Annotated in this window: 14 protein-coding genes and 1 pseudogene; 13 read left to right on the plus strand and 2 right to left on the minus strand. The window is 54.9% G+C overall.

Features of this window, described 5'->3' with window-relative positions:
• Window positions 1-14: 14 nt before the first annotated feature.
• Window positions 15-449, plus strand: coding sequence for a hypothetical protein (locus SA190iCDA_RS06140; RefSeq protein ID WP_070884415.1), 435 nt, complete (start codon window positions 15-17; stop codon window positions 447-449).
• Here the strand turns inward: SA190iCDA_RS06140 and lepB are convergent.
• Window positions 446-1,138: a signal peptidase I gene (lepB, locus tag SA190iCDA_RS06145; protein WP_083329715.1), complete on the minus strand. Its 693-nt coding sequence runs from the start codon at window positions 1,136-1,138 to the stop codon at window positions 446-448. The two genes, SA190iCDA_RS06140 and lepB, sit on opposite strands and share 4 nt — an antisense overlap.
• A 433-nt stretch (window positions 1,139-1,571) precedes the next feature.
• On the opposite strand from lepB, the gene SA190iCDA_RS06150 reads away from it, so the two are divergent.
• Together SA190iCDA_RS06150 and SA190iCDA_RS06155 are read left to right on the plus strand one after the other, a co-directional pair.
• A complete protein-coding gene (locus SA190iCDA_RS06150; protein ID WP_070884413.1) occupies window positions 1,572-2,282 on the plus strand; it encodes a transposase in 711 nt (236 codons plus the stop codon).
• Window positions 2,283-2,379: 97 nt separating this feature from the next.
• Window positions 2,380-3,729, plus strand: a complete 1,350-nt coding sequence (locus SA190iCDA_RS06155) for a hypothetical protein (RefSeq protein WP_139159441.1) — start codon at window positions 2,380-2,382, stop codon at window positions 3,727-3,729.
• 22 nt (window positions 3,730-3,751) lie between these two features.
• Here the strand turns inward: SA190iCDA_RS06155 and SA190iCDA_RS06160 are convergent, their stop codons facing one another.
• Entirely contained in the window at window positions 3,752-4,444 is a 693-nt protein-coding gene (locus SA190iCDA_RS06160; RefSeq protein ID WP_083329714.1) for a S26 family signal peptidase, read from the minus strand.
• 234 nt (window positions 4,445-4,678) lie between these two features.
• Here SA190iCDA_RS06160 and SA190iCDA_RS06165 point away from each other — a divergent pair.
• The 10 genes and pseudogenes from SA190iCDA_RS06165 to gspG all read left to right on the plus strand — a co-directional run.
• Window positions 4,679-5,113, plus strand: a pseudogene (locus SA190iCDA_RS06165) (ATPase, T2SS/T4P/T4SS family); the annotation flags it as partial.
• A gap of 195 nt (window positions 5,114-5,308) precedes the next feature.
• Window positions 5,309-6,799 carry a DUF6531 domain-containing protein gene (locus SA190iCDA_RS06170; RefSeq protein ID WP_083329713.1) on the plus strand — a complete coding sequence of 497 codons (1,491 nt, stop codon included), beginning with the start codon at window positions 5,309-5,311 and terminating at the stop codon, window positions 6,797-6,799.
• A gap of 18 nt (window positions 6,800-6,817) precedes the next feature.
• On the plus strand, window positions 6,818-9,502 hold the full coding sequence (locus tag SA190iCDA_RS06175) for an RHS repeat domain-containing protein (protein ID WP_070884409.1): 2,685 nt from the start codon (window positions 6,818-6,820) through the stop codon (window positions 9,500-9,502).
• Window positions 9,493-9,819, plus strand: a complete 327-nt coding sequence (locus tag SA190iCDA_RS06180) for a hypothetical protein (protein WP_205881587.1) — start codon at window positions 9,493-9,495, stop codon at window positions 9,817-9,819. The genes SA190iCDA_RS06175 and SA190iCDA_RS06180 overlap by 10 nt, the downstream gene beginning before the upstream one ends.
• A 162-nt stretch (window positions 9,820-9,981) precedes the next feature.
• Window positions 9,982-10,641, plus strand: coding sequence for an RHS repeat-associated core domain-containing protein (locus tag SA190iCDA_RS06185; protein ID WP_083329712.1), 660 nt, complete (start codon window positions 9,982-9,984; stop codon window positions 10,639-10,641).
• 165 nt (window positions 10,642-10,806) lie between these two features.
• Window positions 10,807-11,313 (plus strand): hypothetical protein, encoded by a 507-nt coding sequence (locus SA190iCDA_RS06190; protein WP_139159439.1) that lies wholly within the window; start codon window positions 10,807-10,809, stop codon window positions 11,311-11,313.
• 184 nt (window positions 11,314-11,497) lie between these two features.
• Entirely contained in the window at window positions 11,498-11,734 is a 237-nt protein-coding gene (locus SA190iCDA_RS23345) for an ankyrin repeat domain-containing protein (protein ID WP_419203896.1), read from the plus strand.
• A 192-nt stretch (window positions 11,735-11,926) separates the two neighbouring features.
• On the plus strand, window positions 11,927-13,444 hold the full coding sequence (gene gspE / locus SA190iCDA_RS06195) for a type II secretion system ATPase GspE (protein WP_070884408.1): 1,518 nt from the start codon (window positions 11,927-11,929) through the stop codon (window positions 13,442-13,444).
• Complete coding sequence (gene gspF, locus SA190iCDA_RS06200; RefSeq protein WP_070884407.1) at window positions 13,444-14,661, plus strand: type II secretion system inner membrane protein GspF; 1,218 nt, start codon at window positions 13,444-13,446, stop codon at window positions 14,659-14,661. Before gspE ends, gspF begins: the two co-directional genes overlap by 1 nt.
• A 48-nt stretch (window positions 14,662-14,709) precedes the next feature.
• A complete protein-coding gene (gene gspG / locus SA190iCDA_RS06205; protein ID WP_070884678.1) occupies window positions 14,710-15,096 on the plus strand; it encodes a type II secretion system major pseudopilin GspG in 387 nt (128 codons plus the stop codon).
• Window positions 15,097-15,098 lie beyond the last annotated feature (2 nt).

Below are 15,098 nucleotides of genomic sequence, written 5' to 3' on the forward strand. Positions count from 1 at the left end.
TAGAGGGCTGCCTGATGGGCGATGACGTGCGTAACGGTAATTCGATGATCACCATCGACTGTTCCCAAATTTCAGCCCTACTAGTTGCCCTCGATTATTCAGGCGATGATGATCTTGGGCCTGCAGAGAATCTGATCGAATGCATGCTGTTGAACAATTGGGGGTGCGTTGGGCAATCAGCCGATTTTTTGGCTTTTACGCACGATCCCGACGAGCCAATGAATTGGGATAGTTTCGTGCAACTGGTGCCTTTCGTTCAAGAAGGTAGTTATTTCGAGCAACGTCCTGGTGATTATGTGCTGGACCTTCAAGGCAATAGCAGGCCCGGGGTAATGCGCGCCAGTGTCGAGGGTGGGGTTTTACATTGCCGTCTTTACGCCTTGGTCAAAGGTGCCGACGGTTTCAGCATCCGGCAGTTGATCGAAGAAATAGATCCTCAGCTAATTTAGTTAACCGTCTTCAGGCGCCAATGCCAGCTTTCATCGCTAGCTGACCAACTCACTAGCTTCAAACAGACCCGCCCATTGACTTTGTTGAGGTCGATACCTCCCAGCTTGCGACTGTCCGTGCTGAGAGCTGGATTGTCCCCCAGCACGTATAGCTGCCCGTCTTTCACCGCATTTTCGCTACCCGGCCAATCGGCGCTGCGTTTGACCACGGCGAAGTCTTCTCCATACTGAAACACCACTATGTCGCCGGTCAGAGGCGGCTTGGTGTGGTAGGCCCAAGTGTCTACCAGAATGAAATCGCCAGGCTCCAGGGTGGGAGTCATGGAGGGTGAGGGCACAAAGTACACCTGGATGCCCAGTAAAGTTACTTTGTAGAAAAAAGTTAAGGTTAGGCCAGCGGCACTGAGTAGGACAAAAGTGAACAATGTCAGCAGACGCTTTTTCAGCGATCCCAGGGTTGTTAGATATCCAAGGCTGCAAGCGGCACCGATAGTGACCAGCACTGCAACCAAGCCTGCGAGCAGGTGCCAGCCGATGGGGCACAGTAGCAGGCGGCTCAGCACGAGCCCAGTCAGTCCAAGGTAAAACGCCAGTTGAAACATCAGCGCCAGCGCAGGACGGCCGCAGTAGGCAAAACCTGCACCGGGAAGAAATACGTTGAGCACAAAGGTGAGTGATCGCTGCAGCATGGTTGTGACAGAACATCTGAGTCTTGGGGGCTGGAGCAATCTACTGGATTTCTATCCCGCTGCGTGTGCGATCCATCTTAGCACTGGTACTCCCGCCAAACTGCGTTCCTCTCTGCGCACCCCCGCACGAATTCTCCCCCCCCAACCTGCTATTTAATTGCTATCCAATAGCCAGCACCCGTCTGGCGCTGCCTGCTGGGCTCTTGGCCCTCGATCCCGTCGCTGTTTACACATGGATTGTGCGATGTCGGTTTCCCCTTCTTTCGATGCGCCTGATGCCTCCGTTGAGCCGGTTGCGTGCTGTTCGCCTTTGCCAAGCGCCGCGGGGTCTTGTTGCACCTAGGGGCAGATGCACAATCAATGGGGTCAGAGTCATTGATTTGGGTGTCACATAGTAGTTATTCTTTCCCAGTCCCGAGGAGAGGAGCACACCATGGCCCGTTTACCCCGCCTTTATTTTCCGGGATGCGTCCAGCATGTGATTCAGCGAGGCAACAATCGTGAGGCCTGCTTTTACGATGAGGCGGATTACAAGGTCTACCTTTCCTTTCTGAACGACGCGGCCAAAAAATACCAAGTCGCCATTCATGCTTTTGTGCTTATGACGAATCATGTGCATCTGCTCGCTACGCCCAGCAATGAACAGGGCATTAGCCGGCTGATGCAGGCTCTGGGGCGTCGATACGTTCAATACTTCAATTTCACTTACGGTCGTACCGGTACCCTATGGGAGGGGCGATATAAATCGACGCTAGTCGATAGTGACAGTTACCTGCTAACGGTTTACCGCTATCTAGAACTGAACCCGGTACGAGCAGGCATGGTTGCTCATGCATCGGAATATCCATGGTCAAGTTATCAAGCCAATGCCTTGGGCAAGCCTATCCAGCTGCTCACGCCACACGCACTCTATCTTCGGCTCGGTAAAACAGAGGAGGAGCGCCAGAGCGCCTACCGTTCATTGTTCCGGGGTCGATTGCCTGATCGACAGTTGGCGGAGATTCGTGAGGCGACGAACAAGGGGTGGGCTCTTGGCGATGATCGGTTCAAGGCTCAAATTGAGCTCAAGACGGGTAGGAGAACTGTTCCCCTGAGGCGAGGCGGGGACAGGAAATCTGCGGGGTATCGAGAGGTAAGCCGCTAAATCAATGACTCTGACCCTATTGATTCGGGAGTTTTGATGATGTTAGTGATGCTGTAAATGAAGCTGTTAAATTAATTTTGTCTGGAGTTCCGGGTTGATGGTTATTTTTAGTTTCCCGCACGGCTATTACGGGGCGGAGGTTGGTGCGCTAGATTTTGCGTCAGACATTGGCTCGCTTATTGTTGCCAGTGATAATGTTAAGCTTGCAGCTCCATTAGATGCTATTAATCTGGTGGGCGGTAGGGTTTCTGGTCCGTTTTGGATATTGAGATTAGCAAATAAGCTGTATCTAGCTTGTTATGGTGATAGAGAATTCAAGTTTAAATCGAGGTCTTCGCCCAGTGCGTGTGAAAATTACTTGGTCGCTACAGAGGGGGGTGAATTATCTAGTGAGGAAATTGTAGTAATAGATTCTAGTGGCGAAGAGCTCTATCGGGTTCCTTTCCAGTATCAGAAACACTTGGGTGATCACCATCTGGCACTGGGTAGCGATACTGAGTGGCGTATATTCAACATGACTGGAAAGGTGGTGTTTTCAATTATACGGCCGGCAAGTAGTAACAATCGTGGTGTGGCACGTTTTAGCAAACCGTTGTTCTTTTTCCCACTGAGCCCTGGGGAAGAATACGAGGTATACGATGTAGAGGGGGAGCGAGCAACTGGCGTGCGGCGCTTCAATGGAGTCATTCTGGCGGTACAGGATCTCCCTGACGGCAGTGTGTTGGTGGTGGACTTTGCCGGTATACAGCGTTTTCGAATTGGCGATGGTGGCATTGAGGTTTCGCCCGTGCTTACCTTCGAGTCGGCGGTGGGCGAGGAAACCCGCGTGCTGGCTTGGGTAGATGATCGTAATGCCTATCTGGCGTTCGATATCTATGAAGCGCAAAGCCTCTTATTTTTACCTCTGAACGGTGATCCGTCGCAATGGCTATCGTTTCCCACTGAGTGGCGAATCGATGGCGGAACTTATGGTTTCAAGGAGGGATTTAACATCCTGCCACTGGCCCGGCGCTACCATACATTTGATCGCGCGCAGTTGATTTGGGCACCGGAAGAGACTCTTAGCCAGGACTCGTTTCATCTGGATATTTCCGACAATATTGAAATTGAGCAGACCGCCTCGACCGTTAAGGGCAAGCATGGTTACTGCATTTGTGTGAGGGATGAGTCGGTCAATAAAGCCATCCGCTCAGCCGCCAGCGAACTGAGCCGGCTTATTCATGAAACCTGCGATCATCCGTTGGGATGGGACGGTAATATTCTGGATAAAAAGTTCGACGGACAGTTTCGCGTGGAGATCTATTCATTGGACAGACCCAGTGAGTTCGAACAGGGCTATTTAACCGATTTTGTGGCGAAGTTCCGTGAGGCTCTCTATTTCAAACCAGCCAAGAGCAAAGCGAGCTTGGCGGTTGAAATTGCATGGAGAAACTTTGAGGGGGTGTAGGTCGCGCTCTGTTTATCAGTTTTTAATGCACGCCAACCATTTGCCATTGCCAGTGTTGGCTCTCAGGCTGCCATGTGACCAGCTTCAGGCGAACCCTGCCGTTGATTTTGCTCAGGTCTACTCCGCCAATCTTCCGACTATCCATGCTTAATCGCGGATTGTCCCCTAAGACATACAGTTGATTACCTTGAATCCCGGAGTTTGTACCTGGCCAGTTGGCGCTGCGTTTAACGACCGCGAAATCGTCGGCCTGCTGGAACACCACGATATCGCCGATGGCCGGCGGGCGGATAGAGTAGGCCCAGGTATCAACCAGAATGAAATCGCCGGGATTGAGCGTTGGAGCCATTGATAGTGAGGGTACAAAGTAGACTTGAACACCCAATAGGCTTTGTTTGTTCGCGAGGCTTAGCCCAAGGCTAAGTATGCTTAGCAAGCTGAAGACGAGTAGGCGAAAAAGCCGCACCCGTATTTTCAGGAATGAGGGTGGCATTGTCAGTCCGTAAATAGCACTTCCCAAACTGAGCAGGACCAAGACAGATACCAGTACAATCCAGCCGGTTGGGTGCAAAGTCAGGCGCGTTAGTGTGAGGAAGGCTAGCAGCAAATAGAGTAGGGCTTGGAACGCCAAGGCTCCTTTGATAGACCCTAAATAGGCCAGCCCGGCACCAGGGAGCAGTAGGTTGAGCGGTAGGCTAATTAATTTTTGCGGCATTTGTTGGGCTTGAGTAATAAGCTATTCGGACAGTGCAAGTTTAGTCGTTGAGTAACGAATCACGAAGCAGATAGCTCATGTTTTTATGAAATTGAATAGATTTAGAATTCTCTTTAAGGAGTTAATAGGTCAGAGGCATTGGTTTTAGCGTGTCATGAACTGCCCCGAGTTTAGTGGGCTGGAGTGCAAGTGCCGACAGCTCGGCGCAGAGGGCGCGTGTGGTCTATCGCCCGGGCATCATTGCCAGCTGTGCGGGCGTTGCGTTTTTGCAGGGCGCAGGATGTAGCGGGATCGGGCATCCCTACGTTCGATCAGGCGTTAAGCGAGGCCTACCAGCAGAGCTCATCCGCTGCTGTGCAGATGGTGGAGGGCCTGGGTGATGATATGGATCTCGCAAGCCTTGCGGAGCGTTTACCGGAAACAGAAGCCCTGATGGAGCAAGAGGACAATGCGCCGCTCATTCGCCTGATCAACGCCATCCTCTCCGAAGCGGTGAAGGAAAACGCCTCTGAAGTCCATGTGGGGATCTTCGAGAAACGTCTGGTGGTGCGCTTCCGCATCGACGGCATTCTGCGCGAGATGGTCCAGCCGCGTCGCGAGTTGGCCGGCTTGCTGGTGTCGTGGATTAAGGTCCTTGCCAAGCAAAGAATCTGCCGAGAAGCGTTGCCAGGCTGTCGTTACAGCTATGTGGCAGGGGTTGTCGGCGGCATCAGAAAATGTGAGCTATTTCAAAATTCTTCAGAAGAGTAGATCGTTTCTTTTCTTATTGTTTCGGGTGAGTAGGGATTCTATTCCAGCTCTGCTATTGAGTGCCTTGCCGTCTCTCATAGGAGTGAGAGACCTCTACGCAAGGAGAATGGATGCATGCGTTATCTACCACTGGCACTGGCCATTGGCTTCACCCCCATAGCCGCTGAGGCTTGCACACTAAGTTTCACCTCGCCTGGAGATGGGGCGACTGTCCGTAGCCCGAGTATTACTGTCTATGGTCAGGGGGGCGCAAGCGCAACCGAGGGCGACTTTGGTACTGTAACAGCGACCCTTAATGGCTCCAGTTTTTTCAATTACTCAGGTTCATTTACCGCGGCTGTTTCGTTCTTAGAGGGCCGAGGTGTTGGGGTTACTCTGCGTCCGGGGCTTAACTTCCTATTTGTTAGAGGAAGCGTTGGTGGCTGCTCGGCAAGCGATACGATGACTATCTCCTATGAGCCAGAGCTAATTCAGTCAAAAAATAATGGAGCACCTCCCCCGGAGTCCTGCCAAGGTAATCCGATCAATGTGGCTGTTGGCAACAAGTACCAGACTGAAGTTGATTACGTCAGCGCTGCATCTCCTAATCTAAGCTTTGCCCGTTTCTATAATAGCTTTAATGGCTACTGGCGGCACACGTATTCATATCGATTGATTCTGACAGCTAATTCCATACGTCTAATACAGGCAGATGGTCGCGAACGACTTTTCGCTTTGTCGGGTTCCACTGCGACGCCAGAGGCAGACGAGCGTGGTAGGCTTGAGCTGATTGGCGATCATTGGGTCTACTCGAATGATCTACAAGAAGTTTACCAGTTCGACTCGCAAGGCAAATTGGTAGCAATACGATCTCCTAACGCACGTTCAGTCTCGCTCGTTTATTCAGCCAATCATGTGACGGTGACGAGTGATACTGGGGAACAGCTAACATTTACACAAGATATAAAATACCAGCCGCTTACTCTAAGCGCTCAAGGTCTGGAGGTTGATTATTCTTACGACGGTGATTGGCGGCTTCTAGGTGTTCAAAAGAATCGGGCTGGATTAATTACTAATCGGAGTTTTTTGTACGAAAACGAAATGTATCCTAGGTTTTTAACAGGCATTATTGACGAGAATGGTGAGCGGTATGCAACCTGGACTTATGACGGTTCAGGGCGGGCAATTTCCAGTAGTCATGCGGATGGAGCTGATCACACAAGTGTTGCGTATAACGCTGATGGTTCCACCAGCGTTACTAATTCCTTAGGTAAAGTCACAAATTATCAGTATCAGGTAGTTAATGGGATCAAGAAAGTGGTTGCCATCGACGGTGAACCATCTCCCAATTGCCCAGGAAGTAACTCTACCTTCACTTACGACGATCGCGGTCTCCTAAAAACCAAGACTGATAACAAGGGCATCGTAACCACCTACGACTACAACGATCGCGGCCTAGAAGTGTCTCGAACCGAGGCTAGTGGCACGGCGCAAGCCCGGACGGTAACCACCGAGTGGCACCCTTCACTGTATTTGCCTTTGGCTGTTACAGAATCTGACCGCATCACGCGTTACCAATATGACGACCAGGGAAGACAGCTCAGCCAAACCGTCGAAAACCGTTAATTCAGAAGGATCTGATCAATGAAAACCTTGCATCGCGCAAGCTTGCTGGCTATTGCGCTGGCTTCCTGCTTGGCTACAGCCGGGCATGCTGCTGAGCGCAGCTGGAGTTACACCTATAACGACCTTGGCCTGATCGAAATTGCCAATGGGCCGCGGACCGATGTCAATGACATCACCACCTACAGCTACGACAGTCAAGGTCGACTGACCCGGGTCAGTAACGCGCTTGGCCACACCACCCAGCTGTCGAACTTCGATAATTACGGCAATCCTCAAACACTGGTGGATGCCAATGGCGTGACCACCACCCTGACGTACGCCCCTCGGGGCTGGCTGACGTCGACCAGTGTTTCCGGCACCACTACCGGTTTCGAGCACGATGCGATTGGGCAGATCACCAAAGTAACCCGAGGTGACGGCAGTTGGCTGGCCTACACCTGGAGCGCCGCCCGCCGGTTGACCCAGATAAGCAACAACCTGGGCGAGGTTGTCGAGTACACCTATGACGCCATGGGGAATCGCACCTCGCAGCGTATGAAGGATGCCTCCGGCACCTTGGCACAGCAACAGACTTGGGCCTATGACGAACTGGGGCGTTTGCTGCGGGCGGTCGGTGCGGAAGGGCAGACGCATAAGTACGGCTACGACCTCAACGACAATCCGACGCTGAGCCGTACGCCCAAACAGCACGACACCAACAGCGCCTACGATGCCTTGAATCGCCTGGTATCGAGCACCGATCCGCTCAAGGGCGTCACCGGCCTGACCTACGACGCGCAGGACAACCTGACCCAGGTTGTCGATCCGCGAGGTGTCACCACCCGTTATGAATATGACGGCCTCGGCAACCTGACCAAGCTGATCAGCCCGGACAGTGGGACCACCACCTACACCCATGATGCGGCTGGGAACGTCATCAGCAAGACCGATGCCCGGGGTATAAAGACCACCTACACCTACGATGCACTCAATCGACCGACCGGCCGCCAGTATCCGGCAACTCCTGCACTTAACATTCAGTACCACTACGACATCACCGCCGAAGGCAATTACGGCATTGGCAGGCTGACAGCCATCCAGGACGCCAGCGGCATTACCGGTTACGTCTACGACGCCCGCGGCAACCTGATCGAGCAGGTTCGCTCCGTCGACGTAGCCGGCAGTGACGTTTACGACAACCTTACCTATGCCTACGACACGGCCAATCAGTTGGTGCGTATTGATTACCCTGGCGGTATCAGTGTTGCGTATTCACGCAACAGCGCAGGGCAGGTAACGGGTGTCACCACGGCTCAGAACCCACAGTCACCCAGCCCATTCGCCAGCGATATCAGCTACCTGCCGTTCGGCCCGCTCAAAAGCCTGAGCTGGGCCAATGGGCTGACACTCCTGCGCAGCCATGACCAAGACTACCGTCTCACTCAACAAAGTGTCGGCCCCTGGCAAGCCAGCTATGGCTACGATGCCAACAGCAATATCGAAAGCCTGCAGGGCGGCATCTTTGGTGACCTGCTCTATGGTTACGATGAACTTGATCGCCTGACCCAGGAAGAGCAGGCCGCGCGTCGTCAGGCATACGCTTATGACGCCGTGGGCAATCGCACCACCAAAACGGTGACAACTCTGAGTAATGGGCAGGCTCAGAACAGCACATCCACCGCCTTGAGCTACGCCACTGACAGCAACCGCCTGACCCAGATCGATGGCCAGGCTGTCAGCAGCGATGCCGCTGGCAACCTGACCAAGGATCGCAGCAACCGCGAGTTGGAATACGACCCTCAAGGCCGTCTGGCCAAGGTCAAGATCAGTGGCAGCTTGGTGGCAGAGTACCGCTACAACGCCCTCGGCCAACGAACGCACAAGCTCACCAGTGGCGGCGTGACCACCTTTTTGTATGGCCCGGATGGCCAATTGCTGGGTGAGACCCGCTACGACGCGGCCGGCGTCAAGCTCAGCAGCCAATACTACCTGTGGCTTGACAGCCTGCCGATAGGCGGCCTAGCCCTGACGTATAACGCCAGTGGGGCCGTGGCGAGCAGCACACGTTTCTACCTGCACGCCGACCATCTCAACACCCCGCGGTTGGCCACCAACCAGGCCGGTGAGGAAATCTGGCGCTGGGTTTCGGATGCCTTTGGTGAGGGCGATGCGATCAGCGCACCGAACAGCGGCCTGCAGGCCATCAACCTGCGTTTCCCCGGACAGTATTACGACAGTGAAAGCGGGCTGCACTACAACTACTTCAGGGATTACGACCCGGAGACCGGGCGCTACGTCGAAAGCGATCCGATTGGGCTGGCAGGTGGCCTCAATACCTATGGGTATGTGGAAGGAAACCCATTAAGTTATGTTGACCCAACAGGTGAGAACCCCTTAGCGGCACCGTTCCTTAGCTGGGCTTCCAGAGGGTTAGGTATTGCTGGAAGGGCTGGCGCTTTTTCCGGCCCGTCTAGTCCTACGTTCCTGCCGCCTAGAGGAGTGGCTTGGAATCCGGGCCAGGGACTGGCTCTTCCTCCACTTGCGCCGCCGATGCCTGCAACCGGTAGCGACAATATGTGCGAGCCTGAAGAAGGGGATAGAAAAAACTGTCAGGCTCTCAAAGATAGCATTCTGAATACGTGCTATGGCTTGGAGCCTAGGAAAAGAATGAGGTGTTATGAGGCTGCTAATACAGCATATCGCCAGTGCATGGGATGGGAGTAATTTATATGGGGATAATGAGCGTAATTGCTAAAAGAGAGCTTCTTTACTCCATGAAGGGAGAGTCTGCTCAGAGAGAATTTACCGTCAATATTGGTGCGCCATGTCTTTTAGAAAAGAAGTCGGTAAGTTTTAACTTTGATCCTGGTGCGGCCAGCTGTACCATTGAATTCGACGGTTTGCGTGAAAGGAGTATAGAAGTGTATGGAATTGACTTAATTCATGCTCTTCAAGTGGCAGTGGATATAGATCCTTACTTGAGGGGGATGCAGAATAAGTACAACTTCTACTGGAATACCGGTGAGCCATACTTCGAGTAACGTGTTGTAAGATGGGTCATTTCTTTTACATGGAAAAGAGCGCTACGACTTACATCTAGGTCGTAGCGCTCCGTCAATAATCCTGCGCTTAAACGTCTCGACTATATATACACCCGTCGAGTCGCTGCCGAGCGAAAATCCTACCAGTAAGAGTGATGATTTTTGTATGGCCCGGATGGCCAGTTACTGAGCGAAACTCGCTACGATGCCAACGGCGTCAAGCTCAGCAGCCAGTACTACCTGTGGCTCGACAGCCTACCGATCGGCGGCCTGGCGCTGACGTATACCGCCAGCGGGGCAGTGGCAAGCAGCACACGTTTCTACCTGCACGCGGATCATCTCAACACTCCGCCTCTGGCCACCAACCCGGCGGGTGAGGAAATCTGGCGCTGGGTTTCGGATGCCTTTGGTGAGGGCGATGCGATCAGCGCACCGAACAGTGGCCTGCAGGCCATCAACCTGCGCTTCCCCGGGCAGTACTACGGCAGTGAAAGCGGACTGCACTACAACTACTTCAGGGATTACGACCCGGAGACCGGGCGCTACGTCGAAAGCGATCCGATTGGGCTGGCAGGTGGCCTTAATACCTATGGGTATGTGGAAGGAAACCCATTAAGTTATGTTGACCCAACAGGTGAGAACCTCTTAGCGGTACCGTTACTTAGCTGGGCTTCCAGAGGGTTAGGTATTGCTGGAAGGGCTGGCGCTTTTTCCGGCCCGTCCAGTCCTAAGTTCCTGCCGCCTAGAGGAGTTGCTTGGAATCCAGGAAGGATTAGCTCTAACCCCAATTGCAACGCCGATGTCTGCGACTGGCGACGATAATGTGTGTGACCCTGGTGAAGAGCCCTGCGAGAATGAAGTCAAACACTGCGAGCAGATTTGTGAGGAGTCTATGTCTGATCCTGGCCGGCAAAATTTCTGGGGTGGCAGCTGGAATACCTGCATGATGGGCTGTGTTTCTCAGCGTTGCGGAGGCAATAGGGAAAAATGAACCAACTAACGGATATAAAAAAGCTAGACGGTCTTGTGAGAAATCGAAATCACGATGAGGCCCTCAAACTTTGTAATCTCATGCTAGGAGAGGCAAGTGTGGGCCAGTATCGAGATATTCTGCGCAAGAGATCACATATACACAGTTTGCTGGGAGATTATCAACAGGCTATTAATGACCGGCTTGAGCTAATTGAACATGGCAAAGATGAGGTGGATGTTTTTTTTGCTACTTTGTATTTGATCAGGGCTGAACGATTCAGGGAGGCATATCGAACAGTGAATATTGGGGTTGCGGAACTTCCTGGCATGCATACACCCTACGCTGACGAGCTTATATTTCTCAGAGCCTATGCTCTTGTAAAGCTAGAGCTTTATCATGAAGCAATTGAAGCGTGCAGTTATGTAAAAGATGACATGAAGATGTGGGTGTCTGACTTTAGTAGGCCTACCTCAAAAGATGAGCTTATAAATGCCGCGGAGAGCAAATCCAGTGCGATTTAGCCTTCCAAAATTAGTTCCGGTTTTTGCTAAGCTCCACCAGGTTCTATCCTTAGGCTAGCCAGTTTACTTGATCGATTGATACCTGCATGTAAACGTTGATGTATACCACTAATATCAGCTGTCTGACGCAGATCAACGGCCACGGTGATTCTGACCGATCCACATTGCCGCAAGCCGGGGCGACATTAACGGAATCCGCCTGATATTGGGTACTGGAGCTGACATCAATTGCAAAGGGGAGCATGGATATACCGCCCTACATAATGCTGTCGAGCAGGGGCATAGAGCGGCTGTCGAATACCGTTTAACTCAGGGGGCGGATCCTGATTCAGTAAACGATGATGGAGTCTCGGCTGCTCAACTTGCCAAGCTGCTCGACGAAGGTGAAATCCTTCATTTGCTTGGACAAGCTGCTAGCTAACGGCCGTGCGAGCCGCCACGAGCTGTCTCTAGATCGTAGTGGCTCGTTAGCGACGATGGGCAATGTGCATTGATCGACCTATTCTCCCCCCAACCTGTGATTTAATTGCCATCCAATAGCCAGCACCCGTCTGGCGCTGCCTGCCGGCTTTTTGGCCTGCGATTCCGTCGCTGTTTACACATGGATTGTGCGATGTCGGTTTCTCCTTCCTTCGATGCGCCTGATGCCTCCGCTGAACCGGTCGCGCTGCGTCGCCTGCCGTTCGCCTTTGCCAAGCGCCACGGGGTCTTGTTGCACCTCGGGGCAGATGGGGCGCGTGTGGTTTATCGCCCAGGGGCGTCATTGGCGGCCGTGGGGGAGGCGTTACGTTTTGCAGGGTTGCCGCTGGATGTGGCGGAAGTGGATATCGCTACGTTCGACCAGGCGTTGAGCGAGGCCTATCAGCAGGACTCGTCCGCTGCCATGCAGATGGTCGAGGGCCTGGGTGATGATATGGACCTGGCCAGCCTCGCGGAACGTTTGCCGGAAACCGAAGACCTGATGGAGCAAGAGGACGATGCGCCGATCATCCGCCTGATCAACGCCATCCTCTCCGAAGCGGTGAAGGAAAACGCCTCTGATATCCATGTGGAGACCTTCGAGAAACGTCTGGTGGTTCGCTTCCGTATCGACGGCATTCTGCGCGAGATGGTCCAGCCGCGTCGCGAGTTGGCCGGCTTGCTGGTCTCGCGGATCAAAGTGATGGCCAAGCTGGATATCGCCGAGAAGCGCGTACCGCAGGATGGGCGCATCTCACTGCGTGTCGGTGGGCGTGAGGTGGATGTGCGGGTGTCGACACTGCCGTCGGCCAATGGCGAACGAGTGGTGTTGCGCCTGCTGGATAAACAGGCGGGGCGCCTGACTCTTACTCATTTGGGTATGAGCCCGCGCGATCAGCGCTTGATGGAAGAGGTGGTGCGCAAGCCTCACGGCATCATTCTGGTGACCGGCCCCACCGGCTCGGGTAAGACCACCACCCTGTATGCCAGCCTGGTGAGCCTGAACAACGGCACACGCAACATCCTCACCGTGGAAGACCCTATCGAATACCACCTGGAGGGTATCGGCCAGACCCAGGTGAATTCCAAGGTGGACATGACCTTCGCCCGTGGTCTGCGGGCGATCCTGCGTCAGGACCCGGACGTGGTGATGGTCGGCGAGATCCGCGACCGGGAAACTGCCGAGATCGCGGTACAGGCTTCGCTCACCGGCCACCTGGTGCTCTCTACCCTGCACACCAACTCGGCCATCGGCGCCATCACCCGCCTGGTGGACATGGGGATCGAGCCGTTCCTGCTGTCATCCTCGCTGCTCGGCGTGCTGGCCCAGCGCCTGGTGCGCACGCTGTGCCCCGTATGCAAGGTGCCGTACCAGGCCGACGCCGCGGAATGCGCGCTGCTGGGTATCGACCCGGACACTACGCCCACCCTCTACCACGCCAAGGGATGCAGCCACTGCAATCAGATCGGCTACCGCGGTCGTACCGGTATCTATGAGCTGGTGGTCTTCGATGACCATATGCGCACCCTGGTACATAACGCCGCTTCCGAGCAGGAAATGACCCGCCACGCTCGCACCAGCGGCCCCAGCATCCGCGATGACGGCCGGCGCAACGTATTGGCCGGGGTGACCACGGTTGAAGAAGTACTGCGTGTGAGCCGCGACGAATAATGGCCGCCTTCGAGTACATCGCCCTCGACAGCCGGGGCCAGCAGCGCAAGGGCGTAATGGAGGGTGACAGCGCCCGCCAGGTGCGCCAGCTGCTGCGCGACAAGCAACTGGCGCCGCTGGATGTAAAACCTACCCGCAGCCACAAGGAGCGCAACAGCGGCGCCGGCTGGAGTTTTCAGCGCGGTTTGTCGGCGTCCGATCTGGCCTTGCTGACACGGCAACTGGCGACCTTGGTGCAAGCGGCCATGCCCATCGAGGAAGCGCTGCTGGCTGTTGCCGAGCAGAGCGAAACGCCACGGGTGAAGGCGATGATGCTGGCGGTACGCTCCCGGGTGCTGGAGGGCAACAGCCTGGCCAACAGCCTCAAGGAATACCCATCCGCATTTCCCGAGCTGTACCGGGCGACGGTGGCGGCGGGTGAGCATGCCGGGCATCTATCACTGGTTTTGGAACAGTTGGCCGATTACACCGAGCAGCGTCAGCAGTCGCGGCAACGGGTGCAGCTGGCGTTGTTGTATCCACTGATCTTGATGGCCACCTCGCTGATCATCGTGGGCTTTCTGCTTGGTTATGTGGTGCCGGACGTGGTCAAGGTGTTCCTTGACTCCGGCCAGCGGCTGCCGGCATTGACCCGTGGCCTGATCGGCGCCAGCGACCTGGTGAAGAACTGGGGCTGGTTGTTTCTGGTCGGCTCCGTGGCCGGTATCGTCATGGCCCGCGCTGCGTTGCGCCGTGATGCTACGCGCCTGCGCTGGCACATCGTGTTGCTGCGCCTGCCGGTGATTGGTCGCCTGGCTCGTGCCACCGATACCGCGCGGTTCGCCTCGACCCTGGCGATTCTCACCCGTAGCGGTGTGCCGCTGGTGGATGCGCTGGGCATTTCGTCCCAGGTGATCAGCAACCGCTCCATTCGCGCCAAGGTGCAGGTGGCGGCACAGAAGGTGCGCGAGGGCGGCAGCCTGACCCGCAGCCTGGAGCAGACCAACGAATTCCCGCCGATGATGCGGCATATGATCGCCAGCGGCGAGAAGTCCGGCGAGCTCGACCAGATGCTCTCACGCACCGCGCGCAACCAGGAAAATGACCTGGCCGCGCGCATCGCCATGCTGGTCGGGCTGTTCGAGCCGTTGATGCTGGTATTCATGGGGGCGGTGGTGCTGGTGATCGTGCTGGCCATCCTGCTGCCGATTCTTTCTCTTAACCAACTCGTGGGGTGACACGTGAACAAAGGATTCAAGCAAGCGGGCTTTACGCTGATCGAGATCATGGTGGTGGTGGTCATCCTCGGCATCCTTGCCGCGCTGATCGTCCCGCAGGTGATGAGCCGCCCGGATCAGGCCAAGATCACCGTCGCCAGCGGTGACGTCAAAGCGATTTCAGCCGCGTTGAACATGTACAAGCTCGACAACTTCGCCTACCCGAGCACCCAGCAGGGGCTCGAAGCCCTGGTGAAAAAGCCCAGCGGCAATCCGGCACCGAAGAACTGGAACAAGGACGGCTACCTCGCACGCCTGCCGGTCGATCCGTGGGGCAACCCCTATCAGTACCTGGCCCCAGGTACCAAAGGCCCGTTCGACCTGTACTCGCTGGGCGCTGACGGTAAAGAGGGTGGCACCGACAGCGACGCCGATATCGGTAACTGGGAAAACTGAGC

This window comes from Pseudomonas argentinensis, assembly GCF_001839655.2.
GTDB lineage: Bacteria > Pseudomonadota > Gammaproteobacteria > Pseudomonadales > Pseudomonadaceae > Aquipseudomonas > Aquipseudomonas argentinensis_B.

What these genes read in the sequence shown, in the direction of transcription:
- gspE (WP_070884408.1), top strand. Translation starts at nt 11,927, where the DNA reads ATGTCGGTTTCTCCTTCCTTCGATGCGCCTGATGCCTCCGCTGAACCG.
- SA190iCDA_RS06140 (WP_070884415.1), top strand. Translation starts at nt 15, where the DNA reads ATGGGCGATGACGTGCGTAACGGTAATTCGATGATCACCATCGACTGT.
- gspF (WP_070884407.1), top strand. Translation starts at nt 13,444, where the DNA reads ATGGCCGCCTTCGAGTACATCGCCCTCGACAGCCGGGGCCAGCAGCGC.
- lepB (WP_083329715.1), bottom strand. Translation starts at nt 1,138, where the DNA reads ATGCTGCAGCGATCACTCACCTTTGTGCTCAACGTATTTCTTCCCGGT.
- SA190iCDA_RS06175 (WP_070884409.1), top strand. Translation starts at nt 6,818, where the DNA reads ATGAAAACCTTGCATCGCGCAAGCTTGCTGGCTATTGCGCTGGCTTCC.
- SA190iCDA_RS06170 (WP_083329713.1), top strand. Translation starts at nt 5,309, where the DNA reads ATGCGTTATCTACCACTGGCACTGGCCATTGGCTTCACCCCCATAGCC.
- SA190iCDA_RS06180 (WP_205881587.1), top strand. Translation starts at nt 9,493, where the DNA reads ATGGGAGTAATTTATATGGGGATAATGAGCGTAATTGCTAAAAGAGAG.
- SA190iCDA_RS06160 (WP_083329714.1), bottom strand. Translation starts at nt 4,444, where the DNA reads ATGCCGCAAAAATTAATTAGCCTACCGCTCAACCTACTGCTCCCTGGT.
- gspG (WP_070884678.1), top strand. Translation starts at nt 14,710, where the DNA reads ATGGTGGTGGTGGTCATCCTCGGCATCCTTGCCGCGCTGATCGTCCCG.
- SA190iCDA_RS06150 (WP_070884413.1), top strand. Translation starts at nt 1,572, where the DNA reads ATGGCCCGTTTACCCCGCCTTTATTTTCCGGGATGCGTCCAGCATGTG.
- SA190iCDA_RS06155 (WP_139159441.1), top strand. Translation starts at nt 2,380, where the DNA reads ATGGTTATTTTTAGTTTCCCGCACGGCTATTACGGGGCGGAGGTTGGT.
- SA190iCDA_RS06190 (WP_139159439.1), top strand. Translation starts at nt 10,807, where the DNA reads ATGAACCAACTAACGGATATAAAAAAGCTAGACGGTCTTGTGAGAAAT.